The following is a 23,399-nucleotide window of genomic DNA, read 5'->3' on the forward strand; positions in this document are numbered from 1 at the left end:
GTCAAGGCAGGAAATTCCTGAACGCCGCGAGGCGGCGGCAATGCCCTGACCTATCAACGAAACGTTAAGATTAGGTTGGATGGCGACGCCTACTTGTCGTCCCGGCATGCGCCTGGCGAAAGCCGGGACCCATACGCCGCGGCCTGCGGAAAAGGCACAAGCGGAGTCGGCTTTTCTCACTCATTCAATTCGCTGGTTGATGGGGTCCCGGCCCCCGTGCGCAATTGCGCACTAGGTCGGGATGACGATGGAGGCGGGCTCAAATGCCAACCCGCCAGCTAATTCAAATTAATATTGAATTCATAGCTCTTGCCGCCGCCGACCAGCGTCAGCTTCAGCGCGGCACCTTCGGGGTTGGCGCCGGGGGGCAGGCCGTCGAGCTCGAAGGAGAAGCGCTTCACGCCGGGCGGCGAGTTTTCGACCAGCTTCGGTACCGGCAACGCCCAGTCCGGTGTTGGCCCCTCGACGTACAGGCTGAGATCGCGGCTCTCGGGAGCGGTGACGTCGACCACCACGTTGTTCTTGCCGTCGCGCTTGACGTCGCGGATCGTCAGTGGGTTGGGATCGCCGACATTGGCGGGCTTCGGCACGGCGTTGAGCGCCTCCGACAATGCGCCGTCCTCGGTGCTCGCAACGCTCGCGAATGCAAGCTCGGCCTTGGCTTCCACCGGCACGCACAGCTTCTCGCACACCGCGTAGTTGATGTCGGCGCGCAAGGTCAGCGGCTTGTCGGGATTCTTCGCGACGATGCGCAGTGGCAGCACCACCTGATGCTTGTAGCCGAGCGACGTGCCGCCGGCGCCGTCGTCGAATTGCCGCGGTGCCGGCCACATCACGGTCACCGCTTCGACATTATCCGACTTGGAAAAATCGAACCGCGGCGGCACGCCGGAATCGCCCGGCGTCCGCCAGTAGGTTTTCCATTCGCCCTGCAGCCGGATGGCGATGCCGCCGAGCAGCACCGCGCCGCTGCGCGATCCCGCCAGCAGCCTGACCGCGGAATGCGTATCCTGCAACCACGGCGAGGCGTCGTCGGCACGCACCTGCGTTGCCATGCATGCGACGGACAGAGCGGCGGCAAAGCCGAATGTGGCCCGCAAGGGAACTATGACGATCATGAGACGTCTTTACCTGCAACTTTCGTTGCCAACCATTGAATTGCTTGTGATGCATCGCGGCGAGGGCCGCGAAGCTTGATTGACAGAACCGCGACCCAATATCAGGATGCCAAATCAGCAGGAAAGGCCTTTGCGGATGCGCCCTGAAGGCAAGGAAGCCAAGACACGCAAGACACCTCGCGGCAAGAGCGCCGGCATCGGTCATAACGCGACCGACGAAGGCTACCTTGACGGCCAGTTGCTGATCGCGATGCCTGTGATGAGCGACCCGCGCTTCGAGCGTTCCGTGATCTACATGTGCGCCCATTCCTCCGAAGGCGCGATGGGCATCATCGTCAACCGTCCGGCCGGCAGCATCGATTTTCCCGGCCTGCTGGTCCAGCTCGACATCATCCAGAAGGCCGACCAGATCATGCTGCCGGAAAATGCCGAGATGATGAAGGTGATGAAGGGCGGCCCGGTCGATACCGGCCGCGGCTTCGTGCTGCACTCCAGCGACTTTTACATCCAGGACGCGACGCTGAACATCGACGACGGTATCTCGCTGACCGCGACCGTCGATATCCTTAAGGCGATCGCCAAGGGCGCCGGCCCCAAGCATGCGATCCTGGCGCTGGGCTATGCCGGATGGGCGCCGGGCCAGCTCGAGACCGAGATCCAGCACAATGGCTGGCTGCACTGCGACGCCGATCCGGAACTGATCTTCGGCGCGGATGTCGACGAGAAATACCTCCGCGCCCTGCGCAAGATCGGCATCGATCCCGGCATGCTCTCCAACGAAGCCGGGCACGCGTAGTTAATCTTCCATCCGCTTGCTCCGACCCGCCTCTCCCCTTGTGGGAGAGGCGGGAACGCATGCAGCGCAGCGGAATGCCGTCCGGGTGAGGGGTACAGGTCTTTCGAGGGACTGCCGCTCGCCGATAGTTCTGAACCCCTCACCCGGATTGCATCTGCGATGCAATCCGACCTCTCCCACAAGGGGAGAGGTGGTGTATGCCGCGCCTGCATCGCGCAAAAACTACCGTCTACTCCGCGGCTTGCTGCGCCACCGTAGGCTGAGTGCCCGCCACCGTGGCGCGGCGCATGTCGCGGGGCTGCGACTGATCGTAGCGGCGCACCCGGTGCATGGTCTGCCGGTTGTCCCACATCACGAGATCATGCAGCGTCCATTTGTGCACGTAGACGAATTCGCCCTGCGTGGCGTGCTCGGTGAGATCGCGCAGCAAGACCCGGCCCTCCGGCATGCTCATGTCCCTGATCGCTCCCGCATGCGACGACAGATACAGCGACTTGCGGCCGTGCACCGGATGGGTGCGCACCAGGCGTTGCAGCACCGGCTTGAACATCTCCTTCTCCTCGTCGGAGTAGTCGAGGAAGCCGAGCGAGCCGCGCGAATACATCAGCGAGTGCTCGCAGATCATGTCCTCGATCTCGGCCTTGGTCTCGTCGTCGAGCGCGTCGTAGGCGGCGCGCATGTCGGCGAATTCCGTGTTGCCGCCCTTCGGGTTCACGATGCGCGCCGACAGCAGCGAGAATTTTGCCGGGATCGGGCGGAACGAGCTGTCCGAGTGCCACAGGCAGTTGCCGAGATTGAACAGATGGGTGCGGTGATCCTTCGGCAGCGGCTTGCCGTCCTTGCCGAGATTGGAAACGTCGTTCAGCCCGGAGGAGAGGCGGTAGTCCTCCTTCTTGGTCACCGTGCCGCCGCGTGACTTTTCGCGATCGCCGAAGTTCAACGCAAACCCAAGCTGCTGCTCATCGGTGATGTCCTGGCCGTGGAACACCAGCACGGCATATTTGTCCATGCCGGCTTCGATGTCGATCGCCTCCTGCTCGGTCAGCGGCTTGCGCAGGTCGACGCCGGACACCTCGCCGACGAAATGTTTGTGAAGCTGCCGGATCAGGACAGTCATGACGTATCTCCCCGTCGCGCTGCGGGCGGCTTGTCCCGCTTCGTTTGAAGCGAAGGCTACTCCGTGACGTCGAGCTGTCAACGCTCGAAGGCCGAGCGCACATCAGGCATTCCTCGCCATCAACCCGCCGTCCACCGGAATGACCGCCCCGGTCAGGAACGATGCGGCGGGCAGGCACAGGCTCAGCGTCATGTGCGCGACCTCTTCCGGATCGCCGTAGCGGCCGAGTGCCGTGCGGCGCTTGGCGTAGATCGTCTTGTGCTCCTCGGAGATGCGATCGGTAATCGCCGTGCGGATCGGTCCCGGGCAGATGCAGTTCACGGTGATGCCATCGCGGCCCAGTTCCACGGCGAGGGAGCGCGTCAGCCCGGTGACGCCGGCTTTCGCCGCGGAATAGGGGCTGTGCAGCGCGGTCGCGCCGAGCCCCTCGGTGGAGGCGATGTTGACGACGCGCGGCGACCTCGACTTGCGCAAATAGGGCAGCGCGGCACGGATGATGCGCGGATGCGCCGTCAGCATCACCGCTATGCCTTTCGCCCAGGCATCTTCATAGCCGGGATCGTCGATCGGCACGCGCACCGAAATGCCGGCGTTGTTGATGATGATATCGAGCCCGCCGAAATGCGCGGCGACATCGTTGACGACCCTGGTGATGGCATCACGATCCGAAACATCGAGCACCCAGGCCTTTGCGGAGCCGCCGGCGGCAGCGATCTCTTTCGCCACGGCTAGCGTGCCCTCCGCGGTGAGATCGGTGACGGCGACATTGGCGCCTTCATCGGCGAACACGCACGCGGTGGCATGGCCCATGCCGCTGGCTGCTCCCGTGACGAGAACGGTGAGTCCCTTCACCGAGCGGTCAAGCTTCTTGAATTCGGACATGGCGGTACTCGCGGAAGGAGGCGTGGTGCGTTGTGAGAGTGACAAGGCTGGCACCGATCCGCCGAGAGGTCAAACCGATGACCTGATCCGGGCAGCGTGGCAGCGCATTAACGCAAGTTCGACGTTGGCTTTCGGGGAATGATCATGCCCAATCACAAGAAGAGCAGACGAGAGGACCGCGCGATGAACGAGCTCGATTTCTCAGGCAAGCAGGTGTTGGTGGTCGGCGGCTCCAGCGGCATCGGCAACGGCATCGCGCAGGCATTCCGTGCCAAGGGTGCGGGCGTCGGCGTCTGCGGCACCCGCGCAAGTGCGAGCGATTATTCCGCCGAGGACGGCTCAGATCTCGACGGTCTCGCCTACGCGCAGCTCGACGTCAGCGATCCGCAAGGCATCGCCCAATTCAAGCCGTCGTTCGATCGGCTCGACGTGCTGGTGCTGGCGCAGGGCGCGGTGATTTACCGCCGCGGGGAATTCGAGATGGAAGGCTTCCGCAAGGTGATGGAGGTCAATCTGATGAGCCTGATGGCCTGCGCGACAAAATTCCATCCGATGCTCAGCGCCAGCAAAGGCTCGCTGATCATCGTCAGCTCGACCGCGGCCTATCATTCAACGATGGGCAATCCGGCCTACAACGCCTCGAAGACCGGCGCGGTCGGTTTGACCCGCACGCTCGGCGAGGCCTGGGCCGAGGATGGCATCCGCGTCAACGGCATCGCGCCCGGTCTCGTCGACACCAAGATGACCAGGGTGACGACGTCAAATCCCAAACGCCTCGAAGGTGCGCTTGAGCGTATCCCCCTGAAGCGGCTCGGCACGCCCGCAGACATGGCCGGCGCCGCGTTGTTCCTGGCCTCGCCGCTGTCGTCCTACATCGTCGGCCAGACCATCATCGTTGACGGCGGTCTCATTCTCTAAAGCGTTTTCTTCCCGCGAAGTGGATACCGGTTCGCGTCTGGAAAACGCGTCCAAAAAGGAATCGAGAACCCCGTTCCGATTCCAGCGGAACGGGGCTCTGGTCGCAGGAACTTGCGACGGGCTTGCAGGTTAGCTCCCTGACAAATCAGGAGCAGCCACGATGGACAAGGATCGTATCTACGGATCGGCGAAAGAGTTTGCCGGCAAGGTCGAGGGTGCCGCAGGCGATTTGACAGGCGACGCCAGCACGCAGGCCACGGGTCGCGTACGTGAGGCTGCCGGATCGGTGCAGGATCTCTACGGCCAGGCCAAGGACGCCGCGCGCGATGCGGCTGACACGGCAGTCAACTATGCAAAGGATGCTTACGACAACCGCGGCGAAACCATCCGTGGTGGCCAGAAGGCGATGGCCCAGACCGTGCAGGACAATCCGCTCGGTTCGCTCCTAATCGCCGGCGGCATCGGCTTTGCGCTTGCCCTGCTGATGACCCGCCAGCCGCGCCGCCCGCCGCCGCGCTGGCGCTATTACGGCTGAGACTGAGCTGCACGGAGTGCGTGGGGCGGGTTGGCGACGCCTAACCCGCCGTTTTTGCGCGATGTATCAGTGGGGAAGGCGTCCCACTCATCCGCCCACAGTCCGCAATCGCTTGTCTATTGCACGGCGTTACCCGGCACCGACGCGGCGCGGCCGACATTGGCCGGCGGTCGTGGCGGTCCCGGCGCGCGCGGCTGCGGGGCGACCAGCGGCCGTTGCGGCGGCGCGCCGAACCCGAAGAAATCACGCAGCGATGGCTGCGGCGGCGGTTGGGTCTGGGCCGGGCGGAACACGCGCCTCGGTGCGGGCTTCTGCGGCGCGGTGATGATGGTGCCGTCAGGTGCGATTGCCGTGGTCGAGGGCGGCGGATTCGCCGGGGCGGCCGGCGTGGTTGCTGCGACCGGGACGTCGCCCTTGGCCTGTTCGCGGCCGATCTCGCGGCGCGGCCAGGCGAAATCGTCGGCGCGGCCGGCGGGCGGCGCCAGCGGCTCGCCCTTCACCAGCGTCTTTGCGGCGAGCGCGTCGACGGCAGCGGGTCGCGACCCCGGTCCGCCAAGCAATTGATCGGTGCCTACCGAGGACGCGACCAGCGGCAGGATCGGACCAGCGAGCGGACGCGGCGCGGGCTTGCCCGGCTCGGCGCTGGCGTCGGGCGTTGCCGGTTCGCTCGGCAGCGCGATCGGGCCGGTGCGCGCGGCGAGCAGGCGCGTCACCTCGCGCTCGACATAATGCGCAAGCTTGCGCGCGCCGGGCTTGGTGAAGAACACACCGTCATAGGTGCGCAGCTGGCGGATCTGGCCTTCGAAGTCCGGTCCCTTCTGCAGGAAGCGGCCCGACTCGTCGACGAATCCGTCCCAGACGTCGACATAGGTGATGCCGGCCTTACCGGCGGCATCGCGGTAGAGCGCGTCGAGGAACAGCATGTCCGAGGTGCCCTTCTGGCCGCGGATCGCGGGCAGGCCGACCCACAGCACTGGCACGCCTTTGCTCTTCAGCACGTTGATCATCTCCTCGATCTTCTTGCTGTAGAGCTCGACCCAGCGGTCGTCGCGGAACTCGTAAACGCCGTTCGGCGTGCGCGCGGCCTTGTCGGGCGAGCTAAGCTGCGGCGTGTCGCTGTCGGCAGCGTCGTCGGGCGACAGCTCGGTGTCGACCGGCTTGTCGGCAGGCTTCGCCACAGCATCGGGCTTCGCGTCGCCGGACTTGGTATCGGACTTGGTATCAGACTTGGTATCAGACCTGGCATCAGACCTGGCGTCGCCGGGCTTTGCATCCGGCTTGGCATCGGTTTTGGCGCGTGGGTCCTTTTTGTCGTCCTTCTTGTCGACCTTCTTTTCCACGACCGGTTCGCGCATGGAGATGCGGTCGTTGAGGCCGAGCATCACGACGATCGCATCGGGAGTCTCGGTGGCGAGAATGCCCCTGGCGGCCGCTGCCCAGTCCGCGGGATCGCCCTTGGGCTGATAGCGGATCAGGCCCGACACCGTCTTGTGCTTGCGGATCACGCCCATGTCGGGTTGGTCGGAATAGGCATCCTCGAGACCATAGGCAAGCCAGTCGGCCATGGCGTCGCCGAGCACCAGCACGTTGCGCTCGGCCGCGGTGTCACGTTTGGCCGGCCCCGGTGCGCGCGAGAAATCCTCGCGTGGCCGCTGCGGCTGTTGCGGCTGCTGCTGCTGGAACGGCGCGAAGAAGTCGCCACCGAACCAGCCACCGCCACCGCCGCCGCCGCCTCGCTGTCGCTGCGGCGCCTGTCGTTGCGGCGGATTGCCGAAACCCGGGAAGTTGAAGAACTGCGCCGAGGCGGGGCCTGCGATGCCAAGCAGCAAGACGACCACAACTGTTAGCGCGACCAGCGGGCCGGCTTCGGTGAACACGCGCAGAAAGGATTTCGGCTTCGGCATTGGGTTCGGTCGCAATGATCTGGAAGTGCCCAACATACTAGCGGAATCGGGCCGCACGCGGGCAGCTTTTCCACCATAAATCGGGCTGAACCGGCCGCCGTCAAGGCGTCAGCCAAATACCGGATTTCACGGTTACTTTCGGCCCGCACGGACCGGCCTAGCGGCCGCGCAGCCGTTCCAGAACCTCGGCGGAGGCAAATCCGTCGGCCGGCGCCCCGATCGAGGCCTGGAAGCCACGCAGCGCCTCGCGGGTCATGCCGCCGAGCTGGCCGTCCGGAGTGCCCCGGTAGAAGCCGCGCTGGGCGAGCAGCTGTTGCAGTTCCAGCCGCTCGGCCCGCGACAGCACGCGTTCCTGGCGCGGCCAGGGCTGTATGAAAGGCGGGCCGCCGCGCAGGCGGTCGGCGAAATGGCCGATCGCCAGCGCATAGGCCTCGGCCGGATTGTATTTCATGATCACCCGGAAATTCTGCAACATCAGAAAGCCCGGGCCGGAGGTCCCGGCTGGGGCCAGCAGATAGGCCTTCTCGGACGGCCGCGGGAACGGCTCGTTGTTGGCGCGCTTCAGCCCGAGATGCTCCCATTGCGACAGCGGCATCGCCTTGGCGCGGTCGGCCAGCATGTAGTTGAAGCCCTCGGGAACCACGACCTCGTAGCCCCAGCTCGCGCCGCTCTGCCAGCCGTCCTTCTTCAGATTGTTGGCGGTCGAGGCGATCAGGTCGCTCGCATCGTCGACCACGTCGCGGCGGCCGTCACCGTCTCCGTCGACGGCGTAGCGCTTGAACGCGGTCGGCATGAACTGGGTCGGGCCGAAGGCTCCGGCCCAGGAGCCGCGCATCTGCTCAGGCCGCAGATCGCCGCGGTTGAGGATCTCAAGCGCCGACAGGAACTCGTCCTTGAAATAGGCCTGGCGGCGGCCGACGCAGGCAAGTGTCGCGGTCGATTGCACCACGCTGCGGTCGCCCATCTGGGTCGAATAATTCGACTCGATGCCCCAGATCGCCGCGATGATATAGCGGTCGACGCCATAGGCCTTCTCGGTGGCGTCGAATTGCGGCTTGTACTTGGCGAGGATCTCGCGGCCCTTGGCGAGTCTGACGTCGTTCACCAGGATGTCGAGATAGTCCCAGATCGCCTTGGTGAATTCGGGTTGCGAATCCAGGAGATCCATGATGCGCAGGTCGGGCTGGAGGCCCGCGGTGAAGCGCTCAAAATTCGGCTGGCTGATGTTGCGCCGTGCGGCATCCGGCCACATCGAGGCGACGCAGTTCGGAAAGTTCGCCGCCGCCTGACGGATCGCGTCGGCGGTCATCAGCGGATGGCCGGAGGCGCCGTCCTCGCCGCTCCAGGGTGGCGCCGCGCCGTCCTGTCCGGTCGCAGCCTGCGGCGGCGGGCTCGACTTCGAAAAGATGCTATCGATCAGGCTCGTCAGTCCGTTGCCCGATGATTGGGCCAATGATTGGGCCAAGGCCTTGCCGGGCACGAAGAGGCCGCCGCCGGACACCAGAAGTGCCAGCACGACAATGATCGTGCCGGCCCGGTTGGACTTCGCTGATGCCATCGACCGCATGGGTGCCTGCCTTGGAACGTTCGTCTCAGAAGGCCTCGTCACGGTTTCCAATAGCTTAACAAAGGCGAGATTTTGGAGGCGGCGGCACGTGCCGTCCGGCTTCGTCACTCGACCTTGGACGGTTCTCTGATGCCGGCCAGCACATCTTCGATGTTTTCATAGCAATCGCCACCGGGAGGCAGCGCTTCGATCTTCGCGATCACCGTCTTCAGACCGGCGTGCGTTTCGGACAAGCGCCGCTGAAGGGTTTCGACGTCGATCACCTTGCCCTTGAGAGCGGCCAGCAGCTTGCCACGGCTCTGGCCGGCCTCACCAGGGGGCGGCAGCAGGTTGCGGATCTCGTCGAGCGAAAATCCGGCTTGCTGGGCGATAATGATGATCTCCAGCAGCTGTCGGGTCCCGCGCGAATACTGTCGATAGCCGTTGATGCCCCGGTCGATCGAGCCGATCAGGCCCTGGCGCTCGTAATAGCGGATACGTGAGGGCGCCAGGCCGGCCTCTCTCGCCAATTCTCCGATCTTCACGCCATGCGCTCCCAATTCATCCTTGACCTTAAAGTCAACTTTAATCTTAGAGTGCCGCGCGTCAACCGAAAGGCGCGGCCATGTCACCATTCGAATCGCTCACACTGCCCAACGGAACCGTTGTTCCCAACCGTATCGCCAAGGCGGCGATGGAGGAGAACATGGCTGATGCCGAGCACCTGCCCTCGGCCGAACTGCTTCGCCTCTATCAGGGATGGGCGGACGGCGGCAGCGGCCTGATCATTACCGGCAATGTCATGATTGATCGCCGCGCCATGACCGGTCCCGGTGGGGTCGTGCTGGAGGACGGGGTTCCGCTCGAGGGGTTCCGCAACTGGACGCGTGCCGGGCGGGCCAGGGGCGCCCAGATGTGGTTGCAGCTCAATCATCCCGGCCGGCAGACGATGAAGAATCTGGGCCAGGAAACTTGGGCCCCGTCGGCGGTGCCGCTCGACCTCGGCAAGCATTCGAAACTGTTTACGACACCGAAGGCGATGACCGAGCAGGATGTCCTTGAGGTCATCACACGTTTTGCCAACGCGACGATACTCGGAGAGCAGGCGGGTTTCTCCGGCGTCCAGATCCATGCTGCGCACGGCTATCTGATCAGCCAGTTCCTGTCGCCGCTGACGAACCGGCGTACCGACCACTGGGGCGGGTCGCTCGAGAACCGGGCGCGGATCTTGATCGAAACCGTGAAAGCCGTCCGCGCGGTCGTGTCGCCGGGTTTTTCGGTTGCGGTCAAGCTGAACTCGGCCGATTTCCAGCGTGGCGGCTTCGATGCAGCCGACGCGAAAAGCGTCGTCGCGATGCTGAATGCGCTGCCGGTCGATCTGGTGGAGCTTTCCGGCGGCAGCTACGAGGCACCGGCGATGCAAGGCGTCGCCCGTGATGGCCGCACACTGGCGCGAGAGGCCTATTTCCTGGAATTCGCGCGCGACATCGCAGCGGTCGCGAGGATGCCGGTGATGGTCACCGGTGGCATCCGTCGCATCGGCGTCGTGCATCAGGTTCTCGACAGCGGCGTTGCGATCGCAGGCATCGGGACTGCGCTGGCGATCAAACCCGATTTGCCGCTTACCTGGCGCAATGGCGAGGACCCGCGGCCAGAAGTCGCGCCGATCACCTGGAAGAGCAAGCCGCTCGCCTCGGTCGCCACGATGGCCGTCGTCAAATTCCAGCTCAGGCGGCTGAGCCGGGGCCGCGACCCCAATCCCGGCGTTTCGCCGCTCAAGGCGTTGTTGCTCAGCCAGCTACGCACTGCGTTGCTCACCCGCAAGTACCGCCGCTGGATGGCGTCGTCATCGGTTGTTGGTACGCCCAAGGATTCGCGGACCTCATCGCAAACGAGTGCACATGTCGCCGGGATGTCACGATAGCGGCGGCCGGAAGGCTGGCTAAGAAATAGGCGCGCTGTTGCCGATCGGGGACGCTGTCGCGATCACACATCCGCCTTTGTTCTCGGCTGCAAAACAGCTACCAAGGCGTGATTACCTCGCGCCTTCCCATCCGTTTCAAGGCCTCCGATCATCCCATGAAAATCCGCAAAGCCGTTTTTCCCGTCGCCGGTCTCGGCACCCGCGTGCTGCCTGCCACCAAAGCGATGCCGAAGGAGATGCTGACCATCGTCGACAAGCCGCTGATCCAGTACGTCGTCGACGAAGCCCGCGAAGCCGGCATCGAGCATTTCGTGTTCGTCACTGGCCGCAACAAGGGCGTGATCGAGGATCATTTCGACCGCATGTTCGAACTCGACACCACGCTGGCCGCGCGTGGCAAGAAGACCGAGCAGGAGATCCTGGCGCAGAGCCAGCCCGAGGCCGGCGCGATGAGCTTTACCCGGCAGCAGGCGCCGCTCGGGCTCGGACACGCGGTATGGTGCGCGCGCGACATCATCGGCAACGAGCCGTTCGCGGTGGTGCTGCCGGACGAACTGGTGCTGAACACGCCGGGATGTCTCAAGCAGATGATCGAAGCGGCGGCGAAGCTCGGCGACAAGTCGAATGTGATCGCGGTCGAGCCGGTGCCCGACCATCTCACCCATCAATACGGCATCTGTGGCGTCGGCAAGCGCACCGGCAAGATCTTCGAGGTCAACGGCATGGTGGAGAAGCCGGCGAAGGGCACCGCGCCCTCCAATCTCTCGATCACCGGCCGCTACATCCTGCAGCCCGAGATCTTCAAGATCCTGGAGACGCAGGAGCGCGGCGCTGGCGGCGAGATCCAGCTCACCGACGCGATGATCGGGCTTGCCAAGACGCAGAGTTTCTACGGCGTCGAGTTCGAGGGCGAGCGCCACGACTGCGGCTCGAAGGCCGGCTTCCTCCGCGCCAACATCGCCTACGGCCTCAAGCGCGCCGATCTGCGCGACGGCTTGCGCGCCGAGATGAAGAAGTATCTGGGGGAGTGACCGGAGCGGCGCATCGCGATGCGCACGCGATGACGACGTAAGGCAACAAATTCGGTGTCGTCCCGGCGAAAGCCCGGGACGACGATGGGGCGAGAGTCGCGCAACTAGCCTCACGCCACCAGCGAAAACTTCGGACCGCTTGCGAGCACCGACTGGTTGCGGCCGTTGGCCTTGGCGGCGTAGAGCGCCTTGTCGGCGGCCTCGATGAGGTCGGCCCATGACTGGCCCGTATCCGGCCGCATGCTGGCGATGCCGATGCTCACCGTCGTGGTGATCTCGCCTTCGCACCATTGCTCGACCCTCAAGCGAACGGCTTCGGCGACGTTGAACGCGTCGACCGCGCTGGTTCCGGGCAGCAGCACCGTGAACTCCTCGCCGCCGAAACGCGCGGCGCATTCGCCGGCGCGACGGACCGCATCCGAAATGCAGATCGCGATCCCGACCAGCACCTGGTCGCCGGCCTGATGGCCGTAAGTGTCGTTGTAGGCCTTGAAATGATCGGCATCGATCATCAACAGCGCGACCGGCTGGCCCTGCCGCGCCGCGCGGCGCCACTCGATGTCGATCTCGGTGTCGAACTTGCGGCGGTTCTTCAGGCCGGTGAGCGCGTCGGTCGTCGCCATCTCCTCGAGCCTGTCCTCGGCGTCGGCGCGGCGGCCGATCTCGCGGCCGAGGAACATTGCCGTGCCGAGCACAAACACGATCAGCGCCGCCATGACGGCGCCGATCCGGATCGCCTCAGTGCGCCAGAGCTTGAAGATGCTGTCGAGCGGCTTTCCGACCACGACGAAAAGCGGGCTGGCTCCGCCGCGCCTGATATAGAGCCGTGGCGTTGCGTCCACCGGGCCCTGTCCGGCAAACGAGCCGCCTTCCTTCAGGTTCGCGGGATTCCAGGTCGGCCGCTCCGCGAGGTTCTTGCCGATGACGTCGAGGTCGAACGGCGTCCGCATGATGATGGTGCGGTCATGGCGCAGCACGGTGATGGTGTCGCCGCGCGCGAGGTTCAGCCGCCCGAACAAATCGTGGAAATAGCTGAAGCGGATCGAGCCGACCACGACGCCGAGGAAGCGGCCGTCTTCGCCCGTGATGCGCCGGCTCAGCACGATGGCATAGGCGCCGCGATGCAGCATCGGCCGGCTGATGAACAAGCCGACATTGGGATCGTCGCGATGAACGGTGAAGTATTCCTCGTCGCTGCGGTTCTCCGGCCGCGGATCCAGGCTGGCGGCGTCGACGGTCAGATTGCCGCCTGCGTCGAACACCTGGATCGCGCCGAAATGCTTGGCGGTCGCGGCGTGATCGAACAGGATCAGGTGAAGCAGTTCTTTTTTGACGTTACCGAGCTCGGGCATCACCAGATTGCTGACGACCGCACGCAGCGACAGGTCGTAGAGCTCGATGTTGCGGCTGATGTCGGCGTCGATGCCGGATGCCAGATTCTCCAGCGTCTGGCGGGCCAGTTCCTCCTCGCCGCGGCGCATATCGAGCATCACGCTGGCGCAGATGGCGGAGAAGCCGATGACGGTCGCAACCGACGAGGCGATCAGCAGTTTCGCCGATAGCCGCCAGCGCCGTCTTGGGTCCTTACCCCGCCGAAATGGCATGTCCCGCTCCAAACTGCAGTCATGCATCCGGAAATGTTGTTGACGCCTTAAGTGACGACAGCGGCCGCCGAATGGGTTAACGGGTGGTTGCCAGAACCTTGAACCTTGTCATCGAGGACATCGTGAACGACTACGACGCGCTGCGGGACCATCTGAAGAAGCTGCATCTTCCCGAATTCGTGCTGACCTTCGAGGAGATCGAGGCCATCATCGATGCGTCGCTGCCGCGCGCCGCGCATCGTGCGTCGTGGTGGGAAACCCTGCGCAGCCCGCAGGAGAAGATGCCGCAGCGCGAAGCCTGCCTCGACGGCGGCTACATCGCCACGCGCCAGGCCGACGGCAAGAGCGTCAAGTTCAAGCGGATGCCGCAGCGCCGTTAGCTCGCGGCCTCGAGCCGTTCTTCGGTAAGCAGTCGCGTCGCCGCGTCGGCGTCCATCGGCTCGCCGAAGGCGAAGCCTTGCGCGTATTCGCAGCCGAGCTGGTAGAGCTCGACCGCGTCCGAATCCGTCTCGGCGCCTTCCGCCACCACATCCATGCCGAGGTCATGCGCGAGCGCGATGATCGATTTCAGGATCACCGGGCGGGTGCCGCGGCTGGTGGTGCGGACGAAGGACTGGTCGATCTTGATGGTGTCGAACGGGAAGCGCTGCAAATAGGACAGCGAGGAGTGGCCGGTGCCGAAATCGTCGAGCGACAGCCCGGTGCCGAGCTCGCGGATCCGCGCCAGCATCTGGGCGGCGTGCTCCGGGTTCTCCATGACCAGCGATTCCGTCAATTCGAGCTTGAGCGTGCCGCGCGCCACCGACGAGCGCGACAGCACCGTGCGGATGTCGTGGATCAGGTCGTGGCGCAGCAATTGCCGCGACGAGACGTTGACCGAGGCAAAGATTGGATCGCGGGCGCGCATCGCGCGTTGCCACACCGCGAGCTGGCGGGCGGTCTGGTCCATCACGAACATGCCGAGATCGATGATCAGGCCGGTCTCCTCAGCGACGCTGATGAATTCCGACGGCGACATCCGGCCGAGTTTGGGATGATCCCAGCGCACCAGCGCCTCAAAACCTGCGATCGAGCGATCCTCCAGCCGCACGATCGGCTGATACAGGATCGTGAGCTCCTGCCGCTCGATGGCGCGGCGCAGATCGCTCTCCAAGGTCAGGCGATCGGTCTTCCGGGCGCGCATCGCCGGCTTGTAGACGTCGATGCGGTCGCCGCCGATGCGCTTGGAATGATACATCGCAAGCTCGGCGTCCTTGATGATCTCGTCGGTGAGCGGCGCCTGCGGATCCGATAGCGCGAGGCCGATCGAGGCGGTCAGGAAGATCTCGCGGTCGTTGAACGCGATCGGGGCGCGGATGGTCTTGCGGATGGTCTCGGCGAAATTGGTGATCCGCGCCGGATCCTGCTCCGACAGCAGGATCAGGCCGAACTGGTCGCCAGCCAGCCGCGCCAGCGTGTCCTGCGGCTTGAGGATGCGGGTCAGCCGGCGCGCCAGGGTCAGCAGGATCGAATCGCCGACCGCGATGCCGACAGAATCGTTGACCTGCTTGAAGCGGTCGAGATCAATCACCATCAGCGTCGGCCGCAGCGTCGGCATCGTCTTGGCGAGATTGGCCACCGCGCCGAGGCGATCCATGAACAGCCGGCGGTTCGGCAGGCCGGTCAGATTGTCATGCACCGAATCATGAAGCATCCGCTCTTCGGCATTCTTGCTTTCGGTGACGTCGGTGAGCGTGCCGACCACGCGCGAGACCTCGCCGTCGGAGCCGACCACGGGCCGCGCCTTCAAGGCGAACCACATGAAATGGCCGTCCGGCGTGCGCAGGCGAAAATCCTGAACCAGACGGCCGCGGCGCTGGTCGAGCACGCTGTCCAGCGCGGCGCGGAAGCGGTCCTGATCGAGCGGATGCAGCACCTCCAGCCATTTGGCGGCGGGGCCTTCCAGCGTGCCGCGCTTCAGGCCGAGCAGGGCTTCGGTCTCGGGGCTGGTGAACACCTTGTCGGCGGAGACGTCCCAGTCCCAGATCAGGTCGCCCGAGCCGGTCAGGGCGAGTGCGCGGCGCTCGACGTCGGAGACGACACCGGTCGTCGCGCCGCCGCCGGCGAAGGCGTGCTGCATCACGGTGAAGCCGATCAGCATCACGATCAGCACGAGGCCGCCGAGCAGCGCGGGGCCGACGATGTCGTTGGTGACGCTGCCCGCAACCGCCATGCCGGCCGCGATCACCCAGACCACCAGCAGGAACCAGGTCGGGATCAACAGCACCGCGCGGTCGAAGCTGTGGGTCGAGAGGTAGACGATCAGCGCAAAGCCGGCGAAGGCGATCATCACCAGCGACATGCGCGCGATGCCGGAGGCGACCGCAGGATCGAACAGCGCGAGCGCCACCAGCGAGCCGAGGAAGGCGAGCCAGCCGATCGTGATATGCGAGTAGCGCACGTGCCATCGACTGAGATTGAGATAGGCGAACAGGAACACCAGCAATGTCGCCGCGAGGATCGCCTCGCCCGCCGCGCGCCAGACGCGCTCGGCGTTGTTCGACATGTCGAGCACCTTGCCCCAGAAGCCGAAGTCGACGCCGATATAGACCAGCACCGCCCAGGCCAGCGCCGCGGCGGCTGGGAACATGATCGAGCCCTTCACCACGAACAGGATCGTGAGCACCAGCGCGAGCAAGCCGGAGATACCGATCACGATGCCCTGGTAGAGCGTGAACGAATTGACCTTGTCCTTGTAGGCGTCAGGTTCCCACAGATAGAGCTGCGGCAGCTTGTCGGTGCGCAGTTCGGCGACATAGGTGACGACGGCGCCGGGATCGAGCGTGATGCGGAACACGTCGGCGGTCGGGCTGTCCTGCCGTTCGGGACGGTCGCCAACCGACGGGGTGATGGTGGCGATGCGCGACAGGCCGAGATCGGGCCACAGCAGGCCTGATGACACGATGCGATAGTGCGGCGCAACGATCAGGCGGTCGAGCTGGTCGTCAGTATTGTTGGCGAGTGCGAACACCACCCAGTTCGTTCCACCTTCGCGGGCGCGGACCTCGATGCGGCGCACGATGCCGTCGGTTCCGGGCGCGGTGGAAACCTGGATGCGGTCGCTTTCGGTGTGCTGATGGTCGAGCACGGCGGTGAGGTCGATCGCCGGCGCATCGCTGCGGACGCTGACGGCGTCGATCGCGTACGCATCAGGCGCAGCGGCAAAAATCATGAGGCCCAGCGCCAAGAGCGCAAGGCACCTGATCAGACGCAATGTGAGTACTCCGCGATCGACAATCGGTCCGGGCCCGGCGAACGGCCCAATGGTTGCGCGATAAATGACACGAAAGCGAAGGGAATCAAAGGGTTTCCACCCCTGCTCCGGCCGCGATCGTTAAGTGACCAACACAATTTTGCCAATATGTTCGCTGGTCTCCATGCGCCGGTGCGCGTCGGCGGCCTTTTCCAGCGGGAATGTGCTGTCCATCAACGGCTTGATCCGACCATCGCGCAGCAGCGGCATCACCTTGGCCTCGATGGCTACGATCATTGCCGCTTTATCCGCATTACTACGGGGGCGCAGCGTGGAGCCGGTGTGATGCAGACGTTTCACCATCAGCTTGGCGAAGTTGGCTGTCGCCTTCGGTGTTCCCGACAGGAACGCGATCTGGACAATGCGGCCTTCGACGGCGGCGGCCTCGTAGTTCCGCTCGATGTAATCGCCGCCGACCATGTCGAGGATGACATTGGCCCCAGTGCCGCCGGTCAGCTTCTTTACGGCATCGACGAAATCCTCGGTCTTGTAGTTGATGGCGTGATCGGCGCCGAGCTTGAGGCAGGCATCGGCCTTGTCCTTGGAGCCGACAGTCACGATCACCTTGGCGCCGAATGCCTTCGCGAGCTGGATCGCCATGGTGCCGATGCCTGAAGAGCCGCCATGGATCAAAAGCGTCTCGCCGGCCTTCAGCGCGCCGCGCTCGAACACATTGTGCCACACCGTCATCAGCGTCTCCGGCGTGGCGCCGGCCTCCTGCATCGACAGCGCCGGTGGCACGGTCATCGCCTGCGCGTCCTGCGCGATGCAATATTGCGCATAGCCGCCGCCGGCGACGAGCGACATCACCTTGTCGCCGAGCTTGTGCCGCGTCGTGCCTTCGCCGAGCGCCACCACTTCGCCTGAGATCTCGAGGCCGGGCAGGTCGCTGGCGCCCGGCGGCGGCGGATAGGAGCCGGAGCGCTGCGCGACATCAGGGCGATTGACGCCGGCGGCTGCGACCTTGACCAGGATTTCGCCCGGACCCGGCACCGGCACAGGGCGGGTCTCCGGCAGCAGGACCTCCGGGCCGCCCGGCTTGCTGATGGCGACGGCGGTCATTTGGGCGGGGACCTGTGGCATGGTTCGTCCTTGGTCAGGGATGAGGTTCGGCGGATGGCATATCGCCTTTTCCGCCGAAGTGAAACGCCGTCAAGCCCCGAACCTCGCAGCCAGATGGCTTGCTCGCTCAGGCGTGATTTTTTCGACCAGTGGGCCGAGCTGCGCGACCGGCGTACCGGCGCCGGCATCAAGCAGGGCGGCGAGTGGGCCATTGGGCCAGTGCGGAACGCTTGCCTCACATGTTGCGCGCACGCGAAAGTGGCTGCAAAATTCCCATCAGGAAGCCAAGGCGCCAGATCATCATTGCCGGGAGGACACATGCCGATTGAGGAAGACGACCGGCCGCCGAAGAAGATCACTCACGAGATCGGGCAGGACCTCTCGCTGTTGTCGGTCGAGGAGTTGACCGAGCGCATCGCGCTTTTGAACACCGAGATCGATCGCCTGAACGAGGCGATGTCGAAGAAGCGCGCGTCGAAGGATGCCGCGAACAGTTTCTTCAAGTCGTAGCGCGATAGCGATGATGAGAGCGAAGCTTCTGGTCGGCTTGATCGCCGCCGTTTCGGTTGCCGGAGCGGCCAGCCCGGCCTTCTCCCGCACGCCTTCGGCCTGTGCGAAGGGCGACAGAACCGCGCGCCAATGCAAGGAGCGCGACTGCCAGGGCCTGTTTGAAGCGAACCTCGCCGCGTGTAGCGAACTGCCTGCCAACAAATCGTGTGTGGACATGGCAAAATCGCAAAAGGGCCGGTGCGATCAATTCTGCGATGCCAACTATTCCGATACCGAGGCTGGCTGCCCGGAGAAATAGGTCACGCGCAATTTCACGTGTTCCGTAACCGGATGGAGCCAACGGGTCGCGCGAACACGCGCCCGGTTGGCCCCTTCCGGGTACGGATCTGTCTGCGCCCTGTCCCAGACTGGGCCAATGGCCGACATGGCAAACGAAACATAAAGAAATCCGTTCGTTTACGGTCCGTTAAGCTTTCTCGATTATGACTGGATTGTCCTCGTTTGGACACCGAGTGGCTCCTGTCCACTCTGTTTGACGCCTCCCTGTTATCAACTTCAAAAGCCGCCGGAAACGGCGGCTCTTTTTTGTGCGCCCCACCAGCTGGAAACCATAATTCGGGTTGCGGCTGGACTCTTCACCACGCCCGCGCAATGATTTGTTCATCATAAGCTGGCGCGCTAGACGCCAGTGGGCGTTACGGTGGTGTGAGGGCGTTAACCATGGCGGATCGTTCGCTCGGCGAATCCGGTCTTGTGCTGTTCAGTGAACGGCTGACCAATTCTGCGGCATTTGGCGTGCTGTTCCGGGAAGGGATGGACCTGGTCGAGCAGACCGCGGCCTATCTCGACGGTGACGGCCGCTCTGAGGCCAAGGCGCTCGAACGCTCCGTCAGCCTCACTTATGCCACCGAGAGCATGCGCCTGACCACGCGGCTGATGCAGCTGGCGTCCTGGCTGCTGCTGCATCGCGCGGTCAAGGAAGGCGAGATGACGCTGACCCAGGCCAACCGCGAAAAGACCAAGGTCAAGCTTTCGGCCGCCGATCCCGGCGGGGCCGACATGATCGAGAAACTGCCCCACCAATTGCAGGACCTGATCTCCCGATCGATGGACCTGCAGACGCGGGTGCGCCGACTCGACACCACGATCCATGCGCCTGCGCCGGATCGCACCTCGATCGGCAATCCGCTGGTGCCGCAGCTCAACCGCCTCAAGGCGGCGTTCGAGCAATAGGATCGGCGCGCGTCGTCACGGCGCGCGATGCGGAATGGCCGCGAGACTTTCGCGTCTCCGAACTATTCGACCACGTCGCAGTGTACGCCGGAAAGACTGACCTGCAGGCCTGCTGAGTCCTGTCGCATCTGCTGTAGCGACGCGCCCGTCCAATGGGTTTGGAATGCGTCCGCGCTCGCGTAGACCTCGTAAAGCACGAGCGTGTCCGCTTCCTCCTTTGGCACCATGATCTCGAAGGAGAGGGTGCCAGGCTCGCCTGTCAGGCAACGCTGACGATGTGCCCTTAGGTGGTTCAGGTATTCGTCCCGCTTTCCAGGTACCGTCTTGATGGTCGCTACGATTGCCAGTTTGGCCATTGACCCCTCCAATGCGAGCTGAGGCTGTCATAATCATCCGGAGGATACCGGGTGCGTTCAATTCGGCCAATGTCCGCGACGGGGCATTCTCGACCGATCTTGCGGGGGCGGCCGGCTGGAATGAAGACACATGTCCGACGGCCGCGTGCGCGCTAAAGCGTGATGAGTTTTGGTCGAGTCGGTTCGCGGCGGTTTCGGTTCACCTCTCCCCGCCGGGGAGAGGTCGGCGCGAAGCGCCGGGTGAGGGCTCTTGCTTCTCGATAGACCCTAACCCCTCACCCGATTTGCTGCGCAAATCGACCTCTCCCAAGGGAGAGGTGAACCTTCGTCGCCGTTCGATCTCGACCTTATCTCATCACGCTCTAGCGAGTCCTCGCCCGCGCCCGTAGCCGCAACCCGTACTGATCCATCGCCTCGCCCAGACGCATCGCCGCGGCCTCCAGCTCCTCCGGCGCGAAGCCGCCGAAGCCGAGCATCAGGCCGGGCCGCGGTGCGGTCTTGTACATCGGCGAAATCGGCCGCACGACGAGGCCGTCGGCAAGTGCAGTCTTCGCCAGCCTTACGTCGTCGACGTCCCGCGGCGGCCACAGCAGCAGATGCATGCCCTGGTCGCTTGGTTGCAGCGTGACGCCGCGTGGCATGTGACGTTGGAGCGCCGCGATCAGCGTCGTGCGCCGCGCGGCATAGACGCCGCGGATGCGCCTGATATGGGCTTCGAAGAGACCCTCCCGCATGTAGGCTGCCAGCACGTGCTGGTCGGCGGTCGGTGAATGCCGGTCGAGCAACGCCCGCGCGCCGGCAAAGGCATCGATCAGCGGCGCCGGCGCAACGACGTAACCAAGCCGCAACGAAGGGAACAGCACCTTGCTCAGCGTGCCCAGATAGACCACGCGCGAGGGGGCGAGGCCTTGCAGCGACGGGAAGGGGTGGCCGGCGTAACGCAGCTCACTGTCGTAATCGTCCTCGACGATCCAGGCGTTGCGGCGCTGCGCCCATGCGACCAGCGCCTTGCGGCGCGCCATGCTGATCGGCATGCCCAGCGGATAGTGATGCGAAGGCGTGACGAAAGCAGCCTTCGCATTCGGGCAGGCGGCGATTCCGGCATCGACGTCGATGCCCTGTGCATCGACCGGGACGCGCGTCGTGACGAGATCGAGATCGTCGAGCACGGCGGTCATGCCGGGATAAGCGGGATCCTCGGTCCACACATGATCGCCTGATGACAGCAGCACGCGGCCGGCGAGGTAAAGCCCCTGCTGGGTGCCGGCGGTGATCATGACTTGCTCCGGCTCGCAATGCACCGCGCGCGATTTGCGAACGTAGTCGGCGATCGCCTGCCGCAATTCCATCACGCCGCGTGGATCGCCGTAACTCGATGGCGCCGCGGCACGCGAGGCCCGCACCCGGTTGCCGAGCCGCCGCCAAGTGTCGTCGGGCGCGACGGCGCCGCCGGGAACAGCGATCGCAAACGGTGCTTCCGGCATCGGCGTGAAGGCGGCGGCGACCTCGGCCAGCCTTCTGGCGCGGAGCGGTATCTGAAGCGGCGATGACCTGGCGTTCCGGTCGAGCTTTGGACCGGCAGGCCGCGGCTGGTCGGCGAGCATCGCGGCCACTCGCGTGCCGGCGCCGACCTGCGATTCCAGATAGCCCTCGGTCTGCAATTGCTCGAAAGCTTCCACGACAGTGCCGCGGGCGACGCCGAGCGAGGCTGACAGCGCGCGGGTCGAGGGCAGCAATTCGCCGGCTTTCAGCGCATTGCCGGCAATGGCCGCGCGCAACGCCCCGGCAATCTGGCGTCCGACCTGGCCTGCGGCACGGTCGACGGCTCCGAGCCAGGGAATGCTGATGATCGTGCGCGGGCGCGGCACAGTGGTCTATCCAGAATAACAGGAAGTGGTCCTTATCATAGACCATTTCCAGGCTATCATGCGAGTGGTCACTGATGAGGTCTGCCATGTACCTGCCGCCGCACTTCAAGATGGACGAACTCGGCGCGATCCATGCCGCGATACGCGCCTCGCGGCTCGCGACGCTGGTCACCGCGACTGCGGATGGATTGATCGGAACGCCGCTGCCGCTGATCCTCGATGAGCGCGAGGGCGATTACGGCACGCTGTACGGCCACGTCGCGCGGCCCAATCCGCAGTGGAAGCTGCCCGCGATCGGCGAGGCGATGGCCGTTTTCACCGGGCCCGACGCCTATGTGACGCCGTCCTGGTATGTGACCAAGACCGAGCATGGCAAGGTAGTGCCGACCTGGAATTACGTTGCCGTGCATGCCTATGGATCGCCCGAGTTCTTCGAGGACGCGGATCGCCTGCTCGACGTCGTGACGCGGCTGACCGAGTTCCATGAGCGTTCGCGCGAAGAGGCCTGGCAGGTCAGCGACGCGCCGGCCGACTTCATCAAGGCGCAGCTCCGTGGCATCGTCGGCTTCCGGATGCCGATCACGCGGATCGATGCCAAGCAGAAGATGAGCCAGAACCGCAAGCTCGAGGATCGCGCCGGTGTCATCGAAGGTCTCGGCGCCAGCGACAGGCCGAGCGATCGCGAGGTTGCCGCGATGATCCCGGCGAAGTGAGCGAACGCAGCAGATGGAATTGTACTTAGCGTTCGCGATCACGACCGCAACCTTCGCGTTGATGCCGGGCCCCGCGATGCTCTACGCCGCCGCCCGCACGCTGGCGGGTGGCCGGCGCGCGGGCCTGATGGCCTCGCTCGGACTGCATCTTGGCGGCTACGTGCACGTGGTCGCCGCGGCCGCCGGCCTCGCCTTGCTGTTTCACGCGGTGCCGCCATTGTTCATGGCGATGAAGCTTGCGGGTGCGGCCTATCTGGTCTGGCTGGGCCTGTCGCTATTCCACGATAGCCACGGAACGAAGCAGCCAAAGCTTGCGCCAGTCTCGGCGCAACGCGCCTTCGTGCAAAGCGTCGCCGTCGAGGTGCTCAATCCGAAGACCGCGATTTTCTTCCTGGCGTTCCTGCCGCAATTCGTCGATGCGTCCTCGAGCGTGCCGGTATGGGCCCAACTGCTCGCGCTCGGCACGATCGTCAATCTGATGTTCTCGCTGGTCGACATTGTCTGCGTGATGTTTGCGAGCGCGGTGATGTCGAGGCTGCAGCGCTCGCGCCGGTCGCAGAAGATCATGCAGCGGATCGGCGGCAGCATCCTGATCGGGCTCGGCGCGCGGCTCGCGTTCCAGGATAGGTAGGAGCCGTAATCCTGCAGGGGTTCGTAGCTAACCCGCGACCTTCGCTGCTCCATCCTATGTAAGGTGAGCACGCGAGGGTGGGGAGAGGGGTAGCCCCAGGCGAGACCGACGATGAGCGCGTGCACTCGCACTCTCTTGTCGCGCGTCGTCGTTAAGCATACGGAGACAGCACGCCGTGCGGCACCCCTCTCCCTAACCCTCCCCCGCAAGGGGGGAGGGAACCCATCCAGTTGTGCTTCCCTGACGCGCCAATCACTGATTTGCCCGACGAGGCAACCCCTCGCATCAAAAATATTTCGCTTTATCAGAAATAAGAATTGCTGTATGAATCGATCCGTCTCACCCGCTTGAGGGGCGCG

At 64.6% G+C, this 23,399-nt stretch carries 22 protein-coding genes; 11 read left to right on the forward strand and 11 right to left on the reverse strand.

Going from position 1 to position 23,399, the window contains the following annotated elements; all coding sequences use genetic code 11:
• Positions 1–278 precede the first annotated feature (278 nt).
• Positions 279–1,118 carry a protein-disulfide reductase DsbD domain-containing protein gene (locus ACP2YO_RS05385; RefSeq protein WP_426439743.1) on the reverse strand — a complete coding sequence of 280 codons (840 nt, stop codon included), beginning with the start codon at positions 1,116–1,118 and terminating at the stop codon, positions 279–281.
• A 136-nt stretch (positions 1,119–1,254) separates the two neighbouring features.
• Between ACP2YO_RS05385 and ACP2YO_RS05390 the strand changes: the two genes are divergently transcribed.
• Positions 1,255–1,914 (forward strand): YqgE/AlgH family protein, encoded by a 660-nt coding sequence (locus tag ACP2YO_RS05390; RefSeq protein WP_426443076.1) that lies wholly within the window; start codon positions 1,255–1,257, stop codon positions 1,912–1,914.
• A 229-nt stretch (positions 1,915–2,143) separates the two neighbouring features.
• Here the strand turns inward: ACP2YO_RS05390 and ACP2YO_RS05395 are convergent, their stop codons facing one another.
• Together ACP2YO_RS05395 and ACP2YO_RS05400 are read right to left on the reverse strand one after the other, a co-directional pair.
• Entirely contained in the window at positions 2,144–3,031 is an 888-nt protein-coding gene (locus ACP2YO_RS05395) for a TauD/TfdA dioxygenase family protein (protein ID WP_426439745.1), read from the reverse strand.
• Positions 3,032–3,133: 102 nt separating this feature from the next.
• The gene (locus ACP2YO_RS05400; RefSeq protein ID WP_426439747.1) at positions 3,134–3,913 is read right to left on the reverse strand and encodes an SDR family NAD(P)-dependent oxidoreductase; all 780 of its coding nucleotides are present in this window, start codon (positions 3,911–3,913) and stop codon (positions 3,134–3,136) included.
• 183 nt (positions 3,914–4,096) lie between these two features.
• Here ACP2YO_RS05400 and ACP2YO_RS05405 point away from each other — a divergent pair, with 183 nt between their 5' ends.
• Positions 4,097–4,831: an SDR family NAD(P)-dependent oxidoreductase gene (locus ACP2YO_RS05405; RefSeq protein WP_426439749.1), complete on the forward strand. Its 735-nt coding sequence runs from the start codon at positions 4,097–4,099 to the stop codon at positions 4,829–4,831.
• Positions 4,832–4,991: 160 nt separating this feature from the next.
• Positions 4,992–5,366, forward strand: a complete 375-nt coding sequence (locus tag ACP2YO_RS05410) for a CsbD family protein (RefSeq protein ID WP_426439751.1) — start codon at positions 4,992–4,994, stop codon at positions 5,364–5,366.
• 116 nt (positions 5,367–5,482) lie between these two features.
• On the opposite strand, the gene ACP2YO_RS05415 is transcribed toward ACP2YO_RS05410, so the two are convergent.
• From ACP2YO_RS05415 to ACP2YO_RS05425, 3 genes are all read right to left on the reverse strand, one after another.
• Positions 5,483–7,270 carry a DUF459 domain-containing protein gene (locus tag ACP2YO_RS05415; RefSeq protein WP_426439753.1) on the reverse strand — a complete coding sequence of 596 codons (1,788 nt, stop codon included), beginning with the start codon at positions 7,268–7,270 and terminating at the stop codon, positions 5,483–5,485.
• Between the two features lie 157 nt (positions 7,271–7,427).
• Positions 7,428–8,837: a lytic murein transglycosylase gene (locus tag ACP2YO_RS05420; protein ID WP_426439755.1), complete on the reverse strand. Its 1,410-nt coding sequence runs from the start codon at positions 8,835–8,837 to the stop codon at positions 7,428–7,430.
• Positions 8,838–8,941: 104 nt separating this feature from the next.
• Positions 8,942–9,361: a MerR family transcriptional regulator gene (locus ACP2YO_RS05425; RefSeq protein ID WP_426439757.1), complete on the reverse strand. Its 420-nt coding sequence runs from the start codon at positions 9,359–9,361 to the stop codon at positions 8,942–8,944.
• Between the two features lie 80 nt (positions 9,362–9,441).
• On the opposite strand from ACP2YO_RS05425, the gene ACP2YO_RS05430 reads away from it, so the two are divergent.
• Complete coding sequence (locus tag ACP2YO_RS05430) at positions 9,442–10,740, forward strand: NADH:flavin oxidoreductase/NADH oxidase family protein (protein WP_426439759.1); 1,299 nt, start codon at positions 9,442–9,444, stop codon at positions 10,738–10,740.
• Positions 10,741–10,895: 155 nt separating this feature from the next.
• Entirely contained in the window at positions 10,896–11,771 is an 876-nt protein-coding gene (galU, locus tag ACP2YO_RS05435; RefSeq protein ID WP_426439761.1) for a UTP--glucose-1-phosphate uridylyltransferase GalU, read from the forward strand.
• Between the two features lie 110 nt (positions 11,772–11,881).
• On the opposite strand, the gene ACP2YO_RS05440 is transcribed toward galU, so the two are convergent.
• Positions 11,882–13,375: a sensor domain-containing diguanylate cyclase gene (locus ACP2YO_RS05440; RefSeq protein ID WP_426439763.1), complete on the reverse strand. Its 1,494-nt coding sequence runs from the start codon at positions 13,373–13,375 to the stop codon at positions 11,882–11,884.
• Between the two features lie 122 nt (positions 13,376–13,497).
• Between ACP2YO_RS05440 and ACP2YO_RS05445 the strand changes: the two genes are divergently transcribed.
• Complete coding sequence (locus tag ACP2YO_RS05445) at positions 13,498–13,755, forward strand: hypothetical protein (RefSeq protein WP_426439765.1); 258 nt, start codon at positions 13,498–13,500, stop codon at positions 13,753–13,755.
• Here the strand turns inward: ACP2YO_RS05445 and ACP2YO_RS05450 are convergent.
• Entirely contained in the window at positions 13,752–16,628 is a 2,877-nt protein-coding gene (locus tag ACP2YO_RS05450; RefSeq protein ID WP_426439767.1) for an EAL domain-containing protein, read from the reverse strand. The two genes, ACP2YO_RS05445 and ACP2YO_RS05450, sit on opposite strands and share 4 nt — an antisense overlap.
• Before the next feature lie 120 nt (positions 16,629–16,748).
• Positions 16,749–17,750 carry an NAD(P)H-quinone oxidoreductase gene (locus ACP2YO_RS05455; protein WP_426439769.1) on the reverse strand — a complete coding sequence of 334 codons (1,002 nt, stop codon included), beginning with the start codon at positions 17,748–17,750 and terminating at the stop codon, positions 16,749–16,751.
• Between the two features lie 297 nt (positions 17,751–18,047).
• On the opposite strand from ACP2YO_RS05455, the gene ACP2YO_RS05460 reads away from it, so the two are divergent.
• The 3 genes from ACP2YO_RS05460 to ACP2YO_RS05470 all read left to right on the forward strand — a co-directional run bounded on the left by ACP2YO_RS05460 (position 18,048) and on the right by ACP2YO_RS05470 (position 19,472).
• Complete coding sequence (locus ACP2YO_RS05460; RefSeq protein WP_426439771.1) at positions 18,048–18,239, forward strand: DUF1192 domain-containing protein; 192 nt, start codon at positions 18,048–18,050, stop codon at positions 18,237–18,239.
• Positions 18,240–18,252: 13 nt separating this feature from the next.
• Positions 18,253–18,537: a hypothetical protein gene (locus ACP2YO_RS05465; protein ID WP_426439773.1), complete on the forward strand. Its 285-nt coding sequence runs from the start codon at positions 18,253–18,255 to the stop codon at positions 18,535–18,537.
• Positions 18,538–18,959: 422 nt separating this feature from the next.
• Positions 18,960–19,472 carry a DUF1465 family protein gene (locus ACP2YO_RS05470; RefSeq protein WP_426439775.1) on the forward strand — a complete coding sequence of 171 codons (513 nt, stop codon included), beginning with the start codon at positions 18,960–18,962 and terminating at the stop codon, positions 19,470–19,472.
• Positions 19,473–19,534: 62 nt separating this feature from the next.
• Here ACP2YO_RS05470 and ACP2YO_RS05475 read toward each other — a convergent pair whose 3' ends face one another.
• A complete protein-coding gene (locus ACP2YO_RS05475; RefSeq protein ID WP_426439777.1) occupies positions 19,535–19,828 on the reverse strand; it encodes a putative quinol monooxygenase in 294 nt (97 codons plus the stop codon).
• Between the two features lie 362 nt (positions 19,829–20,190).
• A complete protein-coding gene (locus tag ACP2YO_RS05480) occupies positions 20,191–21,696 on the reverse strand; it encodes a PLP-dependent aminotransferase family protein (RefSeq protein ID WP_426439779.1) in 1,506 nt (501 codons plus the stop codon).
• An 86-nt stretch (positions 21,697–21,782) separates the two neighbouring features.
• On the opposite strand from ACP2YO_RS05480, the gene ACP2YO_RS05485 reads away from it, so the two are divergent.
• Together ACP2YO_RS05485 and ACP2YO_RS05490 are read left to right on the forward strand one after the other, a co-directional pair.
• On the forward strand, positions 21,783–22,409 hold the full coding sequence (locus ACP2YO_RS05485) for an FMN-binding negative transcriptional regulator (RefSeq protein WP_426443077.1): 627 nt from the start codon (positions 21,783–21,785) through the stop codon (positions 22,407–22,409).
• A 13-nt stretch (positions 22,410–22,422) separates the two neighbouring features.
• On the forward strand, positions 22,423–23,040 hold the full coding sequence (locus ACP2YO_RS05490; RefSeq protein WP_426439781.1) for a LysE family translocator: 618 nt from the start codon (positions 22,423–22,425) through the stop codon (positions 23,038–23,040).
• Positions 23,041–23,399: the final 359 nt, after the last annotated feature.

The organism is Bradyrhizobium genosp. P (genome assembly GCF_049949265.1).
Lineage (GTDB): Bacteria > Pseudomonadota > Alphaproteobacteria > Rhizobiales > Xanthobacteraceae > Bradyrhizobium.

Coding starts and splice junctions, on each gene's coding strand:
- ACP2YO_RS05385 (WP_426439743.1), bottom strand. CDS start 1,118: ATGATCGTCATAGTTCCCTTGCGGGCCACATTCGGCTTTGCCGCCGCT.
- ACP2YO_RS05390 (WP_426443076.1), top strand. CDS start 1,255: ATGCGCCCTGAAGGCAAGGAAGCCAAGACACGCAAGACACCTCGCGGC.
- ACP2YO_RS05395 (WP_426439745.1), bottom strand. CDS start 3,031: ATGACTGTCCTGATCCGGCAGCTTCACAAACATTTCGTCGGCGAGGTG.
- ACP2YO_RS05400 (WP_426439747.1), bottom strand. CDS start 3,913: ATGTCCGAATTCAAGAAGCTTGACCGCTCGGTGAAGGGACTCACCGTT.
- ACP2YO_RS05405 (WP_426439749.1), top strand. CDS start 4,097: ATGAACGAGCTCGATTTCTCAGGCAAGCAGGTGTTGGTGGTCGGCGGC.
- ACP2YO_RS05410 (WP_426439751.1), top strand. CDS start 4,992: ATGGACAAGGATCGTATCTACGGATCGGCGAAAGAGTTTGCCGGCAAG.
- ACP2YO_RS05415 (WP_426439753.1), bottom strand. CDS start 7,270: ATGCCGAAGCCGAAATCCTTTCTGCGCGTGTTCACCGAAGCCGGCCCG.
- ACP2YO_RS05420 (WP_426439755.1), bottom strand. CDS start 8,837: ATGCGGTCGATGGCATCAGCGAAGTCCAACCGGGCCGGCACGATCATT.
- ACP2YO_RS05430 (WP_426439759.1), top strand. CDS start 9,442: ATGTCACCATTCGAATCGCTCACACTGCCCAACGGAACCGTTGTTCCC.
- galU (WP_426439761.1), top strand. CDS start 10,896: ATGAAAATCCGCAAAGCCGTTTTTCCCGTCGCCGGTCTCGGCACCCGC.
- ACP2YO_RS05440 (WP_426439763.1), bottom strand. CDS start 13,375: ATGCCATTTCGGCGGGGTAAGGACCCAAGACGGCGCTGGCGGCTATCG.
- ACP2YO_RS05455 (WP_426439769.1), bottom strand. CDS start 17,750: ATGCCACAGGTCCCCGCCCAAATGACCGCCGTCGCCATCAGCAAGCCG.
- ACP2YO_RS05460 (WP_426439771.1), top strand. CDS start 18,048: ATGCCGATTGAGGAAGACGACCGGCCGCCGAAGAAGATCACTCACGAG.
- ACP2YO_RS05465 (WP_426439773.1), top strand. CDS start 18,253: ATGAGAGCGAAGCTTCTGGTCGGCTTGATCGCCGCCGTTTCGGTTGCC.
- ACP2YO_RS05470 (WP_426439775.1), top strand. CDS start 18,960: ATGGCGGATCGTTCGCTCGGCGAATCCGGTCTTGTGCTGTTCAGTGAA.
- ACP2YO_RS05475 (WP_426439777.1), bottom strand. CDS start 19,828: ATGGCCAAACTGGCAATCGTAGCGACCATCAAGACGGTACCTGGAAAG.
- ACP2YO_RS05485 (WP_426443077.1), top strand. CDS start 21,783: ATGTACCTGCCGCCGCACTTCAAGATGGACGAACTCGGCGCGATCCAT.
- ACP2YO_RS05490 (WP_426439781.1), top strand. CDS start 22,423: ATGGAATTGTACTTAGCGTTCGCGATCACGACCGCAACCTTCGCGTTG.